At 54.9% G+C, this 17,223-nt stretch carries 17 protein-coding genes; 4 read left to right on the top strand and 13 right to left on the bottom strand.

Annotated features, from left to right (window positions below; translation table 11 throughout):
• Positions 1–10: 10 nt before the first annotated feature.
• The 4 genes from rbsD (at position 11) to KQJ19_RS14110 (ending at position 4,091) form a co-directional block, all read left to right on the top strand.
• Positions 11–511 (top strand): D-ribose pyranase, encoded by a 501-nt coding sequence (rbsD, locus tag KQJ19_RS14125; protein ID WP_047498269.1) that lies wholly within the window; start codon positions 11–13, stop codon positions 509–511.
• A gap of 121 nt (positions 512–632) precedes the next feature.
• Entirely contained in the window at positions 633–2,015 is a 1,383-nt protein-coding gene (locus KQJ19_RS14120) for a sugar porter family MFS transporter (protein ID WP_103847866.1), read from the top strand.
• Between the two features lie 49 nt (positions 2,016–2,064).
• Positions 2,065–3,195, top strand: a complete 1,131-nt coding sequence (locus KQJ19_RS14115) for a Gfo/Idh/MocA family oxidoreductase (protein ID WP_049281638.1) — start codon at positions 2,065–2,067, stop codon at positions 3,193–3,195.
• The gene (locus tag KQJ19_RS14110; protein WP_103765902.1) at positions 3,192–4,091 is read left to right on the top strand and encodes a sugar phosphate isomerase/epimerase; all 900 of its coding nucleotides are present in this window, start codon (positions 3,192–3,194) and stop codon (positions 4,089–4,091) included. The genes KQJ19_RS14115 and KQJ19_RS14110 overlap by 4 nt, the downstream gene beginning before the upstream one ends.
• 211 nt (positions 4,092–4,302) lie before the next feature.
• On the opposite strand, the gene cbdX is transcribed toward KQJ19_RS14110, so the two are convergent.
• The 13 genes from cbdX to puuD form a co-directional block, all read right to left on the bottom strand.
• Positions 4,303–4,392 (bottom strand): cytochrome bd-II oxidase subunit CbdX, encoded by a 90-nt coding sequence (gene cbdX / locus KQJ19_RS14105; protein WP_016151902.1) that lies wholly within the window; start codon positions 4,390–4,392, stop codon positions 4,303–4,305.
• A 13-nt stretch (positions 4,393–4,405) separates the two neighbouring features.
• Complete coding sequence (gene appB, locus KQJ19_RS14100) at positions 4,406–5,542, bottom strand: cytochrome d ubiquinol oxidase subunit II (protein WP_216403780.1); 1,137 nt, start codon at positions 5,540–5,542, stop codon at positions 4,406–4,408.
• A gap of 11 nt (positions 5,543–5,553) precedes the next feature.
• Positions 5,554–7,098 carry a cytochrome bd-II oxidase subunit 1 gene (gene appC / locus KQJ19_RS14095; protein ID WP_216403778.1) on the bottom strand — a complete coding sequence of 515 codons (1,545 nt, stop codon included), beginning with the start codon at positions 7,096–7,098 and terminating at the stop codon, positions 5,554–5,556.
• 89 nt (positions 7,099–7,187) lie between these two features.
• Positions 7,188–8,045, bottom strand: coding sequence for a hydrogenase expression/formation protein (locus KQJ19_RS14090; RefSeq protein WP_216403776.1), 858 nt, complete (start codon positions 8,043–8,045; stop codon positions 7,188–7,190).
• Position 8,046: 1 nt separating this feature from the next.
• Positions 8,047–8,445: a hydrogenase-1 operon protein HyaE gene (gene hyaE, locus KQJ19_RS14085; RefSeq protein ID WP_047417026.1), complete on the bottom strand. Its 399-nt coding sequence runs from the start codon at positions 8,443–8,445 to the stop codon at positions 8,047–8,049.
• A gap of 5 nt (positions 8,446–8,450) precedes the next feature.
• Entirely contained in the window at positions 8,451–9,032 is a 582-nt protein-coding gene (hyaD, locus tag KQJ19_RS14080) for a hydrogenase 1 maturation protease (protein WP_016151907.1), read from the bottom strand.
• The gene (gene hyaC / locus KQJ19_RS14075) at positions 9,029–9,763 is read right to left on the bottom strand and encodes a Ni/Fe-hydrogenase b-type cytochrome subunit (RefSeq protein WP_016151908.1); all 735 of its coding nucleotides are present in this window, start codon (positions 9,761–9,763) and stop codon (positions 9,029–9,031) included. The genes hyaD and hyaC overlap by 4 nt, the downstream gene beginning before the upstream one ends.
• A gap of 18 nt (positions 9,764–9,781) precedes the next feature.
• The gene (gene hyaB, locus KQJ19_RS14070) at positions 9,782–11,575 is read right to left on the bottom strand and encodes a Ni/Fe-hydrogenase large subunit (RefSeq protein WP_131405643.1); all 1,794 of its coding nucleotides are present in this window, start codon (positions 11,573–11,575) and stop codon (positions 9,782–9,784) included.
• Positions 11,572–12,699, bottom strand: coding sequence for a hydrogenase 1 small subunit (hyaA, locus tag KQJ19_RS14065; RefSeq protein WP_046276297.1), 1,128 nt, complete (start codon positions 12,697–12,699; stop codon positions 11,572–11,574). Before hyaA ends, hyaB begins: the two co-directional genes overlap by 4 nt.
• A gap of 209 nt (positions 12,700–12,908) precedes the next feature.
• Positions 12,909–14,189, bottom strand: a complete 1,281-nt coding sequence (locus tag KQJ19_RS14060; RefSeq protein WP_049270901.1) for an FAD-binding oxidoreductase — start codon at positions 14,187–14,189, stop codon at positions 12,909–12,911.
• A 2-nt stretch (positions 14,190–14,191) separates the two neighbouring features.
• Complete coding sequence (puuC, locus tag KQJ19_RS14055) at positions 14,192–15,679, bottom strand: aldehyde dehydrogenase PuuC (protein ID WP_016151912.1); 1,488 nt, start codon at positions 15,677–15,679, stop codon at positions 14,192–14,194.
• Between the two features lie 137 nt (positions 15,680–15,816).
• Entirely contained in the window at positions 15,817–16,374 is a 558-nt protein-coding gene (puuR, locus tag KQJ19_RS14050) for an HTH-type transcriptional regulator PuuR (protein ID WP_016151913.1), read from the bottom strand.
• 25 nt (positions 16,375–16,399) lie between these two features.
• The gene (puuD, locus tag KQJ19_RS14045) at positions 16,400–17,164 is read right to left on the bottom strand and encodes a gamma-glutamyl-gamma-aminobutyrate hydrolase (RefSeq protein WP_169330333.1); all 765 of its coding nucleotides are present in this window, start codon (positions 17,162–17,164) and stop codon (positions 16,400–16,402) included.
• Positions 17,165–17,223: the final 59 nt, after the last annotated feature.

Here is a 17,223-nt window from a genome sequence, read left to right as displayed (position 1 = left end):
AGAGATAACCATGAGACCTGAACGTATCCTACATCCCCAACTCGCGGCGGCGCTGTCCACCCTCGGTCATACCGATATTATCTTGGTGACCGACGCTGGTTTCCCTATTCCGCCAAACGCGAATCGCATCGACCTTGGTTTCTGGCCGGGTATTCCCGACGTAACCGATATTCTGCGTGTGCTGCGCCATGAAGTGTTTATCGAAGATATTAAATTTGCTCGCGAAGTCCGCGACTGCAATGGCGATTTGTACCGCCAGGTGCAGGATATCTTTACTGGCTCCGGGACAGATTTCAGCGAAGCCAGTCATGAAGTGCTGTGCAATGAACTGGCCTACAAAGCCAAAGTCGTCATTCGCTCCGGCTCGTTTAACCCGTGGGCCAATTTCGCGCTGGTGGCCAGTACCGATCCGTTCGCGTGGTTTGCCGAAGGCACTAATGTTCAGCCGCTGCCCGACTATGTGACGCGCCGCCAGCGGATTAAAGAGAATTACGTTCCGGAGCTTAACTAATCAGTCGGCTGTTGGGTAACCGCAACAGCCGAATTAATAGCGGATTATCGCAGGCACACGACAGGGCGATAGGGGCAGCTTTTCCTTTCATAGATCCCGTATCCCGGTAAGGATTGTGACGATGAAATATCCATTCTATTTGTACTTTAGTTGCTGCGTTGCCATTTTCGGCGGGATCATGTTTGGTTTTGATATCGCGATAATTGCTGGCGCTATTCCTTTTATCCAAAGTTATTTCAGCTGGAATGAACTCCAGCTTGGATGGGGCGTAAGTTCATTACTTGTAGGTTGTATTATCGGTTCATTCGGGTCGGGATACGTTACCAATAAATTTGGCCGCAAACGCGTTCTGATTGTTGCCGCGATTATATTTGGTATTTCCTGTGCGGGAACTGGCATCGCCACCAATGAGACCACATTCATCCTTAATCGTCTATTAGGCGGGATTAGTGTTGGCGCAATTTCAGTGCTTTCGCCGATGTACGTGGCGGAGATGGCCCCGGCGTCAATGCGCGGGCGGATGACCGCGGTTTACCAGTTGTGCATCATGTTGGGTATTTTGCTCTCTTATATGACCAATTATTTTCTAAAGGATTTGGAAAATAACTGGCGGCTGATGTTTATCTCCGGTGTGGTTCCCGCAGCGGTGTTTTTTATTGGACTACTGTTTATTCCGGAAAGCCCGCGCTGGCTGACCATCGGTGGACAAAAACAAAAAGCGCTGGCGATACTGCAACGGTTTTATTCGCCAGGCGAAGCACAAAGCATTACCAATGACGTAGAGAAAAATCTCGCTGCTCATCACGCAGCCAATGCCGGTGCGCTGTTTGACAGAGATTCACGCAACAGCATTGTATTAGGGTTGATTTTGGCGGTACTGGTGCAGTTAATTGGCTGTAACGCCGCGCTAGATTATGCACCGAAGATTATGATGGCCGCCGGATTTTCTATTAGTTCAGCGCTCTATTTCAATATCTTTATGGGCGTCATCAATTTGATCGCAACCGTAATCGGTGTGGTGTTAATTGACCGGGTAGGGCGGCGGCCACTCTATTTCTATGGCTCGTTGATTATGGGCGTGTCGCTGTTTTTCCTGGGCTTCTCGTTCCATCACTCCTTGCCGGTGCTGGTGACGCTGCTCTTTTTATTTTCCTATATCGCCTGCTTTTCCGCCTGCATCGGACCGGTATTCTGGACCTTGGTCTCGGAAATGTTTCCCAATGCGATACGCAGTAAAGCCGTGGCGCTGGTTTCCTTTACCCAGTGGATATTCAATTTCCTGGTGGTCTGGCTGTTTCCTTTTACGCTGGCAACATTCGGCGGCAATAACACCTTCTATTTCTTTGCCGTAATGTGCCTGATTCAACTGGCGATTGCCAAATTTATGTTGCCGGAAACCAAAGGAAAATCGCTGGAAGAGATCGAGCAGTTCTGGCTGCAAAAACAGCGCCATGCTTCTCTGCTTGCGGACAACGCGTCGGTGAAGGGAAATACGCTGCGCTGAATATTTCCGGCGAGACGAGCTCTCGCCGCCAAACATAAACGGGGTCATTATGGATTCGTTAGAGCGCTTATTAGAGCAGGTGACACGTCCGGCGTTACCACAGCGAAAAGACTACAAAATCGGTATTATCGGCGCGGGTTTTATCGTTGAGCATTGCCATCTGGTGGCTTACCAGAAAGCGGGGTTTACGCCATATGGGATAACCTCGCTGGAAAATGCCCACAGCCAGCGACTGGCCCGGGCATTTAACATCCCTAAAACCTACGCTAGCTGGCAGGAGATGGTGTGCGATCCGAAGATCGAGATTATTGATATCGCCGTGCCGCCGCATATCCAGTTAGCGATTGTGCGTTTTATCTGCGGCAAACATTCTCCGGCGAAAAACGTGAAGGCCATTCTGTGTCAGAAACCGCTGGCGATGTCGCTGGAAGCTGGCCGCGAAATCGTCCGTCTCAGCAAAGAGAGCGGTATCCCCATCGCGGTGAACTCCAATATGCGTTACGACCCGTCGATCCGGGCGCTGAAGTACATTCTCGATAACCAACTGATCGGCACGCCGGTGCTTGCCAGCATTGATATGCGCGCTATTCCCGACTGGCAGCAGTTTCTTCAGCAGTATAAAAAGCTCGAACTGTATGCCATGGCGATCCACCATATCGATGCCTTCCGCTTCCTGTTTGGCGATCCGGTTAAAGTCACCGCTGTTTGCCGCACCGATCCGCGTACCGCTTTTGAACACACCGATGGCATCACCCAGTACACCTTCCAGTATGCCAATGGCCTGATCGCCACCAGTCTGGACGACGTCTGGGCCTGGCCGGGTGGACTCTGCGCTAAAAATAATTATATCAACTGGCGGGTGGAGGGCACCGACGGGTTGGCGGAAGGCGATTTCGGCTGGCATCGCCGTCCGCCGGAGTATTGTGGCAGCACCTTAAAACTGGCGTCACGCGAGTATCCCGAGCGCTGGATCGCCCCGCAATGGAAACGCCAGTGGTTCCCGGATGCCTTTATCGGCACCATGGCGAGCCTGCTGTGCGCTCTGGAACATGGCGCACAGCCGGAAATCAGCGCTGAGGACAACCTCGGCACGCTGGCCTGTATTGAAGCCTGTTATGCCTCTATTCAGGAAGAGCGAACCGTTTATCTCAATGAAATCCTTCAGGAGAATACAAAATGATTAACGTAGGCATCTTTACTGGTTACTACCCCTACTCCTTGGAAGAGACCATCACGAAGATTAAGCAGGCGGGGATGGGTTGCGTGCAGCTTGACCTCGAGTTTACCGATATCGATCTGAGCCGGGGGCATATCACCAAAGCGAAAGCGCACCAGGTGCGCGACGCGTTTCGCAAAGCCAATCTGCCTATCGTCGCTATTTCGGCGTATACAAACCTTGTGCATCCGGAACCGGTGAAGCGTGCCGAGAATATCGCAGCGGTGAAAGAGATCCTCGCTCATGCGCGGGACTTCGGTACGCCGTATGTGATCAGCGAAACCGGCACTTATAACGTCGATAGCGACTGGTTGTACGATCCGCAAAACAGCACTGAAGAGGCGTATCAGGAATTTAAAGCCATCGCCCGCGATTTGGCTGCTTTTGCTTACGATCACGGCGCGGTATTCCTGGTGGAAAACTACGTGAACAACATTATCGGCTCGGTCAGCCAGGTGGCGCGACTGATGCGCGATATCGATCACCCCGGCCTGGGGCTGGCGCTGGATCCGACCAACTATTTTGATGATAAAAATATCGACGCCATTGATGAAACACTGCACAGCATCTTCAATGTACTGGATAGCAAAATTAAAATTGCCCATGCCAAAGATTGTAAGAAAACCGACGTGGTGATTGAGAAATTCGGGGACGGCGCAGCGGAGCATAACAGCTTCCGTGGAGCCGGTTTGGTGGAGCTGCCCGCAGCAGGGCTAGGGGCGCTTAACTATTTGCTGTATGTGGAGCTGCTCGCGAAAAACCACCCAAATATTCCGCTGATCATTGAACACGTCGACGAGTCGGATATTCCGCGCGCCAAAAACTTTGTAGATGATATGTTGATGGTGACCGGGGCGTAATTCCTAATGTGAATCAGGCATTCCGCGGAACAGGGGGGATGCCTGCGTTAACTGACGTAAAACTCACCACTTAAATTGCAGCACCACACTGCGGTTTATAGATAAGCTTGGTGCCAACCAGGGGTTGGGTGCAGCCATGCTGCTTTTGTGTGAACGAATAAAGACTCCCCGAATAAACAGGGGAGCCCGGAAGCGTAACGCACGCGCAGGGCTATTTCTGCCGTGACTCAAGCCAGACCAGCGCCAGCGTGGAGAGCGTGCACATCAGCAGAATGCCGACAAACCAAAACAGATACCACATCGTACAGTCCTCCCTAATAAAGTTCGTGGTTGTGGCGGCGGATGGTTTCTACGTTGATTCGTCCCAGCATCTTGTAATAACTCCACAAGGTATAAAGCAGAACTATCGGTAGGAAAATCAACACGATAACCAGCATGATACTGAGCGTCATCTGGCTGGAGGTACTGTCCCACACCGTCAGGCTAGAGAGTGGATATGCGCTGGATGGCATCACAAATGGAAACAGGGTGATTCCAGCGGTGAAGATCACGCAGGTCTGGGTCAATGAAGCAAACAGAAATCCCCACACGGCCCGACGTTGCCCGCAGGCATAGATCGCGAGCATTGGAAAAATCATGCCCAACAGCGGAATAACCAACAGTAGTGGTGAATTTTCAAAGTGCGCCATCCACGCGCCCGGTGCGGTCGTTACTGCCTTTAATAGCGGGTTGGACGGACCATTAGGATCCTGGCTAAGCAGCACATAGCCATTAATCCCCGTCCACAGCCAATACCCGGCTAACAGGAAGCAGAGCACCACTAACATCGCGCTGCGGCGGGTGGCAGACAGCGCGCGCAGGTGAAGAATGCCGTCGGTTTTCAACTGGAGCCACACGCCCCCCTGCATAATGACCAACATCAGGCTTAATGCGCCGCACAGTAGGGCAAAAGGAGAGAGCAATTCCCAGAAAGTGCCCAGGTATTGCACATGTAATTGTGGTGTGAACACAAAAGGCACCCCCAGGAACAGATTGCCGAAGGCGACGCCGAAGATAACCGGTGGCACCAGGCTGCCGATAACCAACCCGGTGTCCCACATGGCGCGCCAGCGTGCATTCGCTATTTTACCGCGATAATCAAAGGCTAATGGACGAAAGAAAAGGGCGCACAGCACCAGAATCATCGCCACATAAAGCCCCGAAAATGCGGCAGCATAGACCCGCGGCCAGGCTGCGAATAATGCACCGCCCGCCAGAATGAGCCACACCTGGTTACCTTCCCAGTGCGCCCCTACGCTATTGATTAACACCCGACGTTCATCATCGTTGCGCGCGATCAGCGGTAACAGGCAGCCGACCCCCATATCAAACCCGTCAGTGACCATAAAGGCCACCAGAATAATGCCAATCAGCAGCCACCAAATGAGCCGCAACGTTTCATAATCCAACATGATGCTCTCCTTTATTCCTGTTGTTGTGCCGGTTGTTGACGTTGCATCGCATCTGGACCAAGACGCGCGTATTTTTGCATCAGGTAGACTTCGGCAATTAAAAACAGGGTGTAAAGCGTGAGGATTAGCCCCATGGAGAAGGCCAGTTGGCCCGCGCTCAGCGCAGAGTGGGCGTACCAGGTCGGCAAAATATCCTGAATCGCCCACGGCTGGCGGCCAAACTCCGTCATAAACCAGCCTGCTTCAATGGCAATCCACGGTAGTGGCAGGCTCCACAGCGTTATGTGCAGTAACCAGCGATGCTGGTCGATACGCCAGCGTAAGGTCTGTATCAGCGCAATCGCCATCACCAGCAGCAGAAGGGAACCGCACCCAATCATGATGCGAAAGCTCCAGAACACGGGGGCGACTTGCGGAATAGCGCCGCGTTGTGCGGCTTGATATTGCGCTGGCGTGACATGGTTCATGTCAGGGGCGTAGTTTGCTAACAGGATGCCGTAACCCAGATCTTTTTCCACGGCGTGAAAAGCGTGCAGTAGCTGAGGCGTGCGGTTACCTTTGGCGATTTCCTGCATCAGCAACCATGCTTCCCGGCCCCGCTGCAGGCGGGGTAGCGCATCTGCCATCAGGTTCTTCAGCCCCGGAACTGGCGTATCTAAAGAGTGAGTCGCCAGGATACCCAGCAGGGCCGGTATCTTCACGGAAAAGGCGTTACGCTCTTGCTCCTGCTGCGGCCAGGCTATCACATGAAAGGGCGCAGGAGCCGGTTCGGTTTGCCATTCCCCTTCCATTGCCGCCAGTTTTACCGGCTGGCGTTGGGCGACCTCATAGGCTGAGCTATCTCCCAGTTGCAGAGTGCCGAGGATAGCCAGTGTGCCAAAGACGGAACCTACCGCGAAGGAGCGCAGGGCGAACTCGCGAGCGCGACCACGCAGCAGATACCAGGCGCTGATGGACATCACAAACATGGCGCCTGTGACATAACCAGACATCACGGTATGCACAAATTTCACCTGGCTGATGGGGTTAAAAACCAGCGCGCTAAAGCTGCTCATCTCCATGCGCAGGGTATCAATATTAAAGTGAGCGCCTGTTGGATATTGCATCCAGCCGTTGGCGTTGAGGATCCACAGGGCCGAGATATTGGAGCCAAACGCTACCAGCCAGGTCACCAGTAAATGCTGGTACTTGTTTAAGCGCTGCCAGCCGAAGAAGAACAGCCCCACGAATGTGGATTCAAGAAAGAAAGCCATCAAGGCTTCCATCGCCAGCGGAGCACCGAAAATATCGCCCACATAGTTGGAATAGAGCGACCAGTTAGTCCCGAACTGAAACTCCATGGTCAGGCCGGTCGCCACACCGAGCGCAAAGTTAATACCGAATAACTTTCCCCAGAAACGCGTCATGTCGCGGTAGACTGTTTTGCCCGTCACCACGAACAGGGTTTCCATGATGGCCAGCAAAAAAATCAGCCCCAGCGTCAGGGGAACAAACAGAAAATGGTACAGCGCGGTCAGCGCAAACTGCCAGCGCGATAAGTCAATGACGTCCCACATGCGAACTCCATCAGGCATTAGAGAGTGAACAGATAAGGAAGAAAACGCCAGACCCGCAGCAGAAAAGTATGCGGGTCGGGAGAAGGGGATCAGGCCGGCGGGCCGGATGCCAGCCAGCTACAGACTTCATCCAGGCGCTGGAGCGAGTCGAGCAGATCCTCCGGAGCAGCCAGTACCAGTTCCGGTAATGGACAGGTCTCATAACTCTCGAGCAGAAGCCCTTTCAGGGTATCCAGACAGCGCACATGCCAGACATGGCGCAGCGCCGTGGCGTCGATTTGGCTCTCGCCGTAGCCGATGGTGCGGATCTGAATGCGCCCTTCGCCACACAGGCGGGAGAGGAACTGGCGATCCGCATCGCTAACCGGGAGTTGGGTGAGGTTAATGCTATGAGGTTGCGTGGCCGGATTGCGCACGTGCGCCAGCAGTTCCTGAGCCAGCGTCAGGCCATTCATCAACCCATCGACGGGTGGAGGCAACAGGCTATCGTCTGGCAGCGTCGTGATTGTTGCTGCCTGCCACAGCGCCCGTGGCGCACTGCCTGCCTCCAGATGCTCCTCCCATTGACCCAAGTCATTCTGGCAACGCACCCGCCAGATTCCGCAGAAAATAGACTCCTGAATCTCGCTCGCCCTGCCGTCGGCCTGCTGGATGCGCACGGAAACTTCGCCTTCGCCGAGCAGCGTATTCAAAAACGTGAGGTCGTCTGCGTTGAGCGTGGATAAATCCCATCCCAGCACGTCCTGTTTTACGGGGATTTTCTGGCTAAGCTGGTGGCGCACGTCGGCTAACAATGCCATCACCGCCGGGCTGTGCGGACAGTTTTCCAGCCTCGCCATGCTGGGGCTGCTGTTGACCTGGCAGGTGAGGGGCAGAGGATTCATGCTGAAGCTGTCATCGCCCGGCTGGGTTCCCGGTCCCAGCAGATGAAAAAAGGTATCACTCATCTTACAGGCTCCGGGGGATGCGTTCTTCAACGAGGGGGCGCATCAGGTTGAGCAGGTCGGCCCACGGGTGGATGCCGCTGAGAATGCCGCGCAGCTCGCCGTGGATAAATACCAGCGTGGCCGGGAAGCGAAATACGCCAAAACGATCGCCGATAGCCTCGCTGTGCTCGAGATCCGCCATAGCGATTTGCCAGTCAAACTGGGGAAACTCGCGGAGCAACTCGGCAATCATTACCGGGTTATCGCTGACTTCTGGCGTGCGGCGGGGATCGCTACTGAGCAGCACCACGCCATCACGCACACGCGTTACCCAGTCATCCAGTTCAGATGCGGTCAGCGGTTGCCAGCCGCGCGCCAGCATGCGTTGCCATAGCGCAGAAAATGGTTTGTCATTCAACATGTTGCTTATCTCTCCAGCGTTACACGATACTGGCGAATACGCACGCCTTCATAGTTTTCCAGCGACAGGCATTCATAGTTCAGGCAACGCGTTTCATCGATTGTCTGTGGCGCGATGCCCCACGCGGCCAGTTGCGTTAGCGCGGCTTGTTCTGCCGCCGGGAGCTGAGCGCGCGCGATGTCGGTCAGGCTGCCGCCATAGTCGTCCAACTGCACCGGCTGTAGTCCTACGAGGGCGATGTGGGCGGGCAGATGACCGCGAATCTCCGCCAGAGCAAGCACTTCGGAGAAGCTGTTCTGATGCAGACTCATTTTTTTGGCGCTGAGGTAACTGGGGACTTGTTCACCGGCGTAGGATTGCAAAGTGCCTGGCGCGAGTCCGTAGTCGATGGCGTCCAGCAGCAACAAATGGCTGGCCTGCTCAACGTAGCCCAGCAGATTCAGCCCTTGCGTGCCGCCGTCGACAATCTCTACCCATTCCGGCCAGTGATAGTGGGCGTACAGGCGTTCGGCAACGCGAATGCCAAATCCTTCGTCTGCCCACAGCAGGTTGCCTAAGCCCATCACGATGACGTTAGGTTCGCTCATGATGCCTCCTTATCGTGCTGGCGTTTGGCAAATTTGTGGCTACGATAGCCGTTGATCATGGTTGAGATGACGGTATCGTCAGACATGATGTCCTCGCGGATAGCCATATACACATGACCGATGATGAAGGCGGCGATGAACCACATCCCCAACCGATGCCAGCTGTGGATATCGAGAGAGTTACCGCCGGTCCAGTAGAAAAACTCCGTCACATAGCGGAAGGGGGTAAAAATGGCGTACTGGCTATGCTCGCTGTATAAGGCAAAACCGGTGAGGATCATAAAAACTGAGAGCAGGAAATAACCGAACATCGCCGCCTGCGCGACGGGGTTATGGCCGATATCCTCTCCCGGTTTTTTTTCCAGAAACAGATACCAGCGCACCACCGAAAAGGCACCCTGCCACCAACTGCGACGCCAGACAGGCACGATAAACAGCTCGCGTGAATAGCGATTGCCGACGAAGGCCCAGTAAATGCGACCCAACAGTATCACCGTAAACACCATGGCTGCGGCGAAATGTACTAACCGGATGTCGCCCATGTAGAACAGGTAAGTGGCCTCGCCGTTGACCGACGGCAGTGGTCGGCCAATGAAGTATCCGGTTACCATCAAAACCAACATGCAGCCCACTGTCAGCCAGTGCCACAAGCGTACGGGCGCTTCAAACACATAGTGGCTGACGGCGGTATCACGCGCCTCCCCGACGCGTGGGGATATCTTTCCAGTCATCGTTCCGTTCCTTAACGCTTAGCGAACCTGGACTGCGATAAGTTCGTTGCCGTCGTCGCCGAGGACGTGGGTTGAACATGCCAGGCAGGGGTCGAAGCTGTGCAAGGTGCGCAGGATCTCCAGCGGTTGATCCGGTATCGCCATTTGGGTGCCCATCAACGCCGCCTCGTAGGCACCAATTTGCCCCTTCGGATCGCGCGGGCTGGCATTCCAGGTGGTCGGCACTACGCACTGATACACGTCGATCTTCTGGTCGCGAATCGACGCCCAGTGACCGAGTGCTCCGCGCGGCGCCTCGGTGAAACCGATCCCACGGCACTGCTGCGGCCAGCTTGCAGGCTCCCATTTTTCGGTATTCGCCGTAGCCAGATTGCCGTTTTTCAGGTTGGTCATCAGCTTGTCGAAGAAATATTGCAGCTTGCTCACGGCCCACTGCGCCTCGTGCGCGCGGCACAAAATACGCCCCAGCGTCGACTGCATACCCGACAGCGGCAGTTTGAGTGCGGACATCATGCGATCGACGGATTCAATCGTGGCGGCATCCCCTTTGTGATAGGCAATCAGCGTACGCGCCAACGGTCCAACTTCCATGGCGTGTCCGCGCCAGCGCGGGGCTTTAATCCACGAGTAGCGTTCCTGTTCGTTGAGCTGCTGGATATCGGTATCGCTGCCTTTGACATCGCCGGGGTTGTACCAGGGTTCAGTAATCCCCTCGAACGGGTGACGACCTAATTGATCGTCCGGATAACGGTACCAGGCATGATCGACAAACTCCTGAATTTGCTGCTGATCGGCCAGATCCACCGGCATGACGTTGTTAAAATCACCGTTAATGACCGCGCCGCCAGGCATCAACAGGCTCTTCGCGCTGAAGTCGTTGGCAATATCCGGGAACGCGCCGTAGCTTAAGACGCACTTATCAGACAGCCCGGTGCCAATCTGGCTCCAGGGTTTGTTGAACTGGCCGATAGCCAGCGCGTCAGGAACCATGACGTTGTTGATGAAGTCGGCGGTGCGGGTGATGATCGACTGTACCAGGTTAAGACGTTCCATATCGACCGCGCCAACCGCGCCGCTCTGATCGATATTGATAGCGCATGGCATGCCGCCGACAATCCAGTTAGGATGCGGATTCTTGCCGCCAAACACCGTATGGATTTTGATAATCTCGCGCTGAAAATCGAGCGCTTCCAGATAATGGGCAAAGCCCATCAGGTTAGCCTCTGGCGACAGTTTGTACTGCGGATGTCCCCAATAACCGTTGCGGAAAATCCCCAGCTGACCGCCATCGACAAATTTCTTCAGGCGGTTTTGTACGTCAAAGAAGTAGCCCGGGGAGGACATAGGCCAGGCAGAAAGGCTTTGTGCCAACTGCGAGGTTGCGCGCGGGTCGGCTTTCAGGGCATTCAGAACGTCAATCCAGTCCATTCCGGCTAGCTGGTAAAAGTGGACCAGGTGGTCGTGGCACCACAGCGTCGCCAGCATAATATTGCGAATGATGTTGGCGTTATCGGGCACCTTGATGCCAATGGCATCTTCAATGGCATAGACCGATGCGAGCGCATGTACGCCAGTGCACACCCCGCAAATTCGTTCGACAAACGCCCAGGCATCGCGCGGGTCGCGCCCTTGCAGAATAATTTCCAGTCCACGGAACATGGTGCCGCAGGACACAGCGTTGGTGATGATGTTTTGCTCATCAATGTTCACCTCACAACGCATATGCCCTTCAATGCGCGTAATGGGGTCGACAACCAGGCGGCGGCCGGCATTATTGACCGTATATCCCTGGGTTTGATACGAATTGCTCATGCCTGTTTATCCTCATTGTCTGGCGACTGTTGTCCGGCGTCGGCTAATTGCTGTTTGTGACGGTTATGTTGATTGACGGCGCTGGCGACTGCGTGGACACCGACGCTGGCGGCCACCACGCCAAGCGCGGTGAGGCCCACGGTATCGGCGGTTGAATGCGTCCCCATCTGCGGGATATCGACCACGCGGCTGTAGAACGAACCGCGATCCCAGAAGCCATTCTCCGAACATCCCAGACACCCATGACCGGACTGGATGGGGAAAGAAACGCCGCCGTTCCAGCGGGTGGTGGAGCAGGCGTTATAAGTGGTAGGCCCTTTGCAGCCCATTTTGTACAGACAATAGCCTTTTCGGGCAGCGTCATCGTCCCAACTCTCAACGAACTCCCCGGCGTCAAAGTGGGCGCGGCGGTAGCATTTGTCGTGAATACGCTGACCATAGAACATCAGCGGACGTCCCAGACGATCGAGTTCAGGCAGACGATCAAACGTCACCATATAGGTAATGATGGCGCTCATGACATCCGGAATCGGCGGGCAGCCGGGCACTTTCACGATTGGCTTATCGGTGATCACCTTATCGATCGGCGTTGCCTGGGTTGGATTAGGCCGGGCGGCCTGCACGCAGCCCCAGGAGGCACAGGTTCCCCAGGCGATAATCGCGCTGGCGCCTGCCGCAGCTCTTTTTAGCTTTTCAATAAACGGTCGCCCGCCGCTGATGCAGAACATTCCTTGTTCACCCAGCGGAGGATTGCCCTCTACGGCCAGAATGTATCGGCCGTGGTAGCGGCTCAGAATGTCTTCAAATACCTCTTCGGCCTGCGTTCCGGCAGCGGCCATCAGGGTGTCGTCGTAATCAAGAGAAATCAGGGAGAGGATGACGTCTTTGGCGAGTGGGTGAGAGGAGCGGATAAATGATTCAGTGCAACAGGTGCATTCCAGCCCGTGGATCCAGACGACCGGGATCCGGGGTTTGTTTTCCAGCGCCCAGGCTATTCTGGGCGTCATTGCGGCTCCCAGCCCAAGCGATGTTGCTGCGAGGCTGCAATATTTGAGAAAACTGCGTCGACTCACCCCTTTGCGGCGCATCGCCTGATAAAAGGTCTCCTCGTTATTCGTATTCATAACACGCGTTTCTTCCCCCGTTGAGTTCTGGCCACGTCGCCAGCGATAATCTAAAAAAGCCTATCCGATCAGCGGGGAGAAACAATGTAAAGTGTAGGGTTATGTCCTATTGCGATATTTTCGTGCCCGTTACCTGTTTTTCACTGTCCGGGAATAAAAAAACGCACAGGGGGAGACCGCCCTGTGCGTCGGGTTTATTGCGGAAGAACTTAAACCCCAAGGCGATCGCGTAAGCTGTAATATGCCGCCCCCATGGCGGTAAACGGAATGCGCAGGCTGCGCCCCCCCGGGAACGGGTAGTGCGGCAGTTTGGCGAAAGCGTCAAAGCGCTCGGCATCCCCGCGCAGCAGTTCAGAAATCAGACGTCCTGCCAGGTGGGTACAGGTCACGCCGTGGCCGCTGTAGCCCTGCATATAGTAAATGTTGGTATCAAGACGGCCAAACTGCGGCATGCGAGATAGCGTTAACAGGAAATTACCGGTCCAGCGGTAATCAATTTTTACCCCCTGCAATTGCGGGAAGGTTTTCAGCAGTTTCGGCATTACCAGACGTTCAATATCCTCCGGATCGCGGGCGCCGTAGACCACGCCGCCGCCGTACAACAGGCGGTTATCGCCGGTCAGACGGTAGTAATCCAGCAGATAGTTACAATCTTCCACGCAGTAGTTTTTAGGAATCAGCGAGCGCGCCATCTCCGCAGACAACGGTTCGGTGGTTAATACCTGTGTGCCGCATGGCATGCTGCTTTTTGCCAGCGCAGGCTCCAGTTTGTCGCCGAGGTAGGCGTTGCCCGCGACGATCACAAAGCGGGCCGTAACCTGACCTTTTTCGGTGCTGACCACCGCCGGGCTGGTGTGCTGGATACGGGTGACCGGCGACTGTTCGAAGACGCGCCCGCCGTTAAGACGAATGGCGTTAGCTTCGCCAATCGCCAGGTTCAGCGGATGAATATGACCACCGCTGTGGTCGAGCAGCGCGCCGACATAACGATCGCTGCTGACTTCGCGACGAATTTCGCTGCTGTCTAACAGTTCAAGCTGCGTGTTGCCATAGCGTTCCCAGTTCGACTTCTGCTCCTCCAGCGTTTCCATCTGCTTGTGGTTCAGCGCCACAAACAGTCCGCCGGGGCGATAGTCGCATTCGATCTGATAACGCTTGATACGTTCGCGGATGATATTACCGCCTTCAAACATCATGCTGCCAAGCATTTTGGCGGCGTCCGGGCCATAGGTGCGCTCGATGACGTCGATATCGCGACTGTAGGAGTTCACCAACTGACCGCCGTTACGTCCGCTGGCCCCGAAGCCGATACGCGCGGATTCCAGTAGCACTACGTCGTAACCCATCTCCGCTAAGTGCAGGGCGGAGGAGAGACCGGTATATCCACCGCCCACGACGCAAACATCACAGCTAACCGACTCGCTAAGGGTGGGAAACGGTTCGTACTGATTGGCGCTTGCGGCGTAATAACTGCTGGTATGTTCAGTCATGATTAAGGCTCCAGGGAGATCCAAATGGTTTTCAGTTCGCTAAATTTTTCCAGTGCATGCAGGGACTTATCGCGCCCGTTGCCGCTTTGCTTATAACCGCCGAACGGCACAGTCATATCACCATCGTTGTAGTTATTAACGAAGACCGAACCGGCCTTCAGGCGACGACTCATGCGGTGGGCGCGCGACAGATCGCGGGTCCAGACCGCGGCCCCCAGGCCGTAGTCACTGTCGTTGGCCAGCGCCAGGGCTTCGGCTTCGCTGCTAAAACGGGTGACGACCAGCACCGGGCCGAAGATCTCATCGCGGCTGACGTGGGCTTGCGGGGCTGTATCGACAAAAATAGTCGGGCCGATAGCCGCTGGGTGGACGTGGCTGCGACCATCCAGCGCCAGCGTGCCTTGCGCTTCACCGTCGCGAATAAAACCGTGCACGGTGTCGGCATGCGCGTTGTCGATAAGCGTGCCCATCGTGGTTTCCGGATCCAGCGGGTTGCCCGGCTGCCAGTTTTTCGCCTGCTCTTTCAGCAGGGCGATGAACTCGTCGGCAATACTCTCTTCCAGTAACAGACGCGTACCGGCGATACAGACCTGACCCTGGTTATAGAAGATGCCTGCTGCAGCATTGGCGGCGGCTTTCGGCAGATCCGGGCAGTCGGCAAAAACGATGTTGGCACTTTTACCACCGGCCTCCAGCCAGACGCGTTTCATATTGCTGTCGCCAGCGTCTTTGAGCAGTTGCTTGCCGGTGCGGGTCGAGCCGGTAAAGGTGATCACATCAACATCCGGATGCTGCGACAACGCCTGGCCCGCTTCGTGGCCATATCCGCTCACCACGCTGAGAACGCCATCTGGCAAACCTGCTTTTTTTGCCAACGCAGCAAGGCGAATGGCGGTCAGCGGTGATTTTTCTGAAGGTTTGAGGATCACGCTGTTGCCTGCAGCCAGTGCCGGGCCAAGTTTCCAGCAGGCCAGCAGCAGGGGAAAATTCCACGGCACGATGGCCGCAATGACGCCCACCGGCTCGCGCACAATCAGCGCCAGATCGCTCACCGAGGTGGTGGCCACTTCGCCATAGACTTTATCTATTGCTTCGGCGTACCAACGGATGGCGCGTGCCGCGCCTGGAATATCATCACGCAGGCTATGGCGAATCGGTTTACCGGTGTCGAGCGTTTCCAGTAGCGCCAGCTCCTCGTGATGTTGCTCCATTAAATCGGCGAACTTGTGCAGGACTGCCTTGCGCTCTGCGGGTGATGCTTGCGACCAGTCTCCGCGTTCAAACACGGTGCGGGCTGCGGTGACCGCGCGGTCTACATCCGCTTTTTTGCCGCGGGCGACTTTGGCGAGCGGGCGTTGTCCTGCCGGATCCTGCGTAATAAAGGTTTCGTTATCGGCGGCTGCGCAATATTCGCCGTTAATAAATAAACGGGTCTCCGGCGAATAATGGCTGGCTTTTTCACGCCAATATTTAAGATTCTGAAAGTTCATAGCTACTCCTTTTATATCAATAAGATAAAGTTCGTTGCTGATCTTTTCAGGCAAAATCAGGCTGCACGATGCCCCAGGGATGTACCCTGTTAATGCGCGTTATTTAAGAAGGCCTGAGAAACTCAGGCCGCTACTTATTAGAAAGTGGTAGGAGTGTGGGCACTGATGATGCGGCAGATCCCTGCCGAGGTGTTGCTGAAGCTATGTGGTATACCGGTGTTAATGGCATAACTTTGTCCTGCAACAAGATGATACGTTTGACCGTTGATGGTCAGTATCACTTCACCTTCCAGTATTGTCCCAATCTCTTCACCCTGGTGTTTAATTCTCTCCCCGGTTGTCGTACCTGGCTGATAGGTTTCAAACATCATGGCCAGCGTACGATTCGGATTTCCGTTGTGTACCAGCTTCATGGATACTCCCTGACTCCCGATCTCAATCAAATCATCCTGATTGATAACCACCTGCGGTTCGTCAGGCTTTTCCGGTTCCGCGAAGAACTCGGAGAGCGACAGCCCATAAACTTTCAATAGCTTTTGCAGCGTACTGATGGCAGGACTGACTTTATCCTGCTCTATGGTGCTGATGGCGCTATGCGTTAACCCAGACAGTTCGGCGGCACGACGCTGTGAAAGACCCAATTGCTGGCGGATCTCTGACAAACGTTTACCCGGCGCCAGGCCGTCATCGCTCATAATTGCATTTCCTTAACTGTAGTGGTCAGAGTCGCTGTTTTTCAGCGAGGTGGTTCTGACAAGCGGTGATAAAACCTTCAAGTAACAAACGCGACAGGGCGTATTCGCTACTGTTCCATTCCGGGTGCCACTGCACGCCAAGCGCGAAAGGATGGTCGTGAACGCTGGCTGCTTCCACTAATCCATCCTGCGAGCGTGCTTCCACGCGCAGTTGCGGGCCAAGGGTTTTTGCGCCCTGACCATGCAAGGAGTTAACCCAAAACGTGCTGCAACCTGGTATTAGCTGAGATAGCAATCCTCCCTGTTGAACCTGGACTTCATGAGATGGCGCATATTGCTGCTCCACCGGGAGTTCCGCATCTTCACGATGTTCCAGGAACTGTGAGTGATCGCACAGGCGACGATACAGAGTCCCGCCTGTGGCGACAACTAATTCCTGTAAGCCCCGGCAGATGGCGAAAATGGGAATGCGCCTTTCGAGCCCGGCGTTAATTAGCGCCATGCTCAGAAGATCACGCCCGGGATCGGCGTCAGACTCATCGCCATTTTCACCATAGAGGTGCGGCTGCACATTGCTTGGGCTTCCTGGCAGGAAGATACCATCCAGTTTCGGTAACAGCGCGTTCAGTAATTCGGGTTCCGCAAGCGCATGGGGAATCGCTATCGGTAATCCACCGGCGTTCAATACTGCATTCAGGTACTTTTCTTGCAGAGTCTGGGTCTCGTGACCCTTAAGCCTGTTCCTACACATCACTACACCAATAACTGGCTTGTCAAATATATTGCCCATGATCGACCTCACGTTTTGGAATAAATTATTGCCAAACGGTTCCTTGTTATGCCATTCCG

The sequence above is a fragment of the Citrobacter sp. S46_ASV_140 genome (assembly GCF_018919545.1).
Lineage (GTDB): Bacteria > Pseudomonadota > Gammaproteobacteria > Enterobacterales > Enterobacteriaceae > Citrobacter > Citrobacter braakii.
This window is presented reverse-complemented; position numbering and strand designations above follow the sequence as displayed.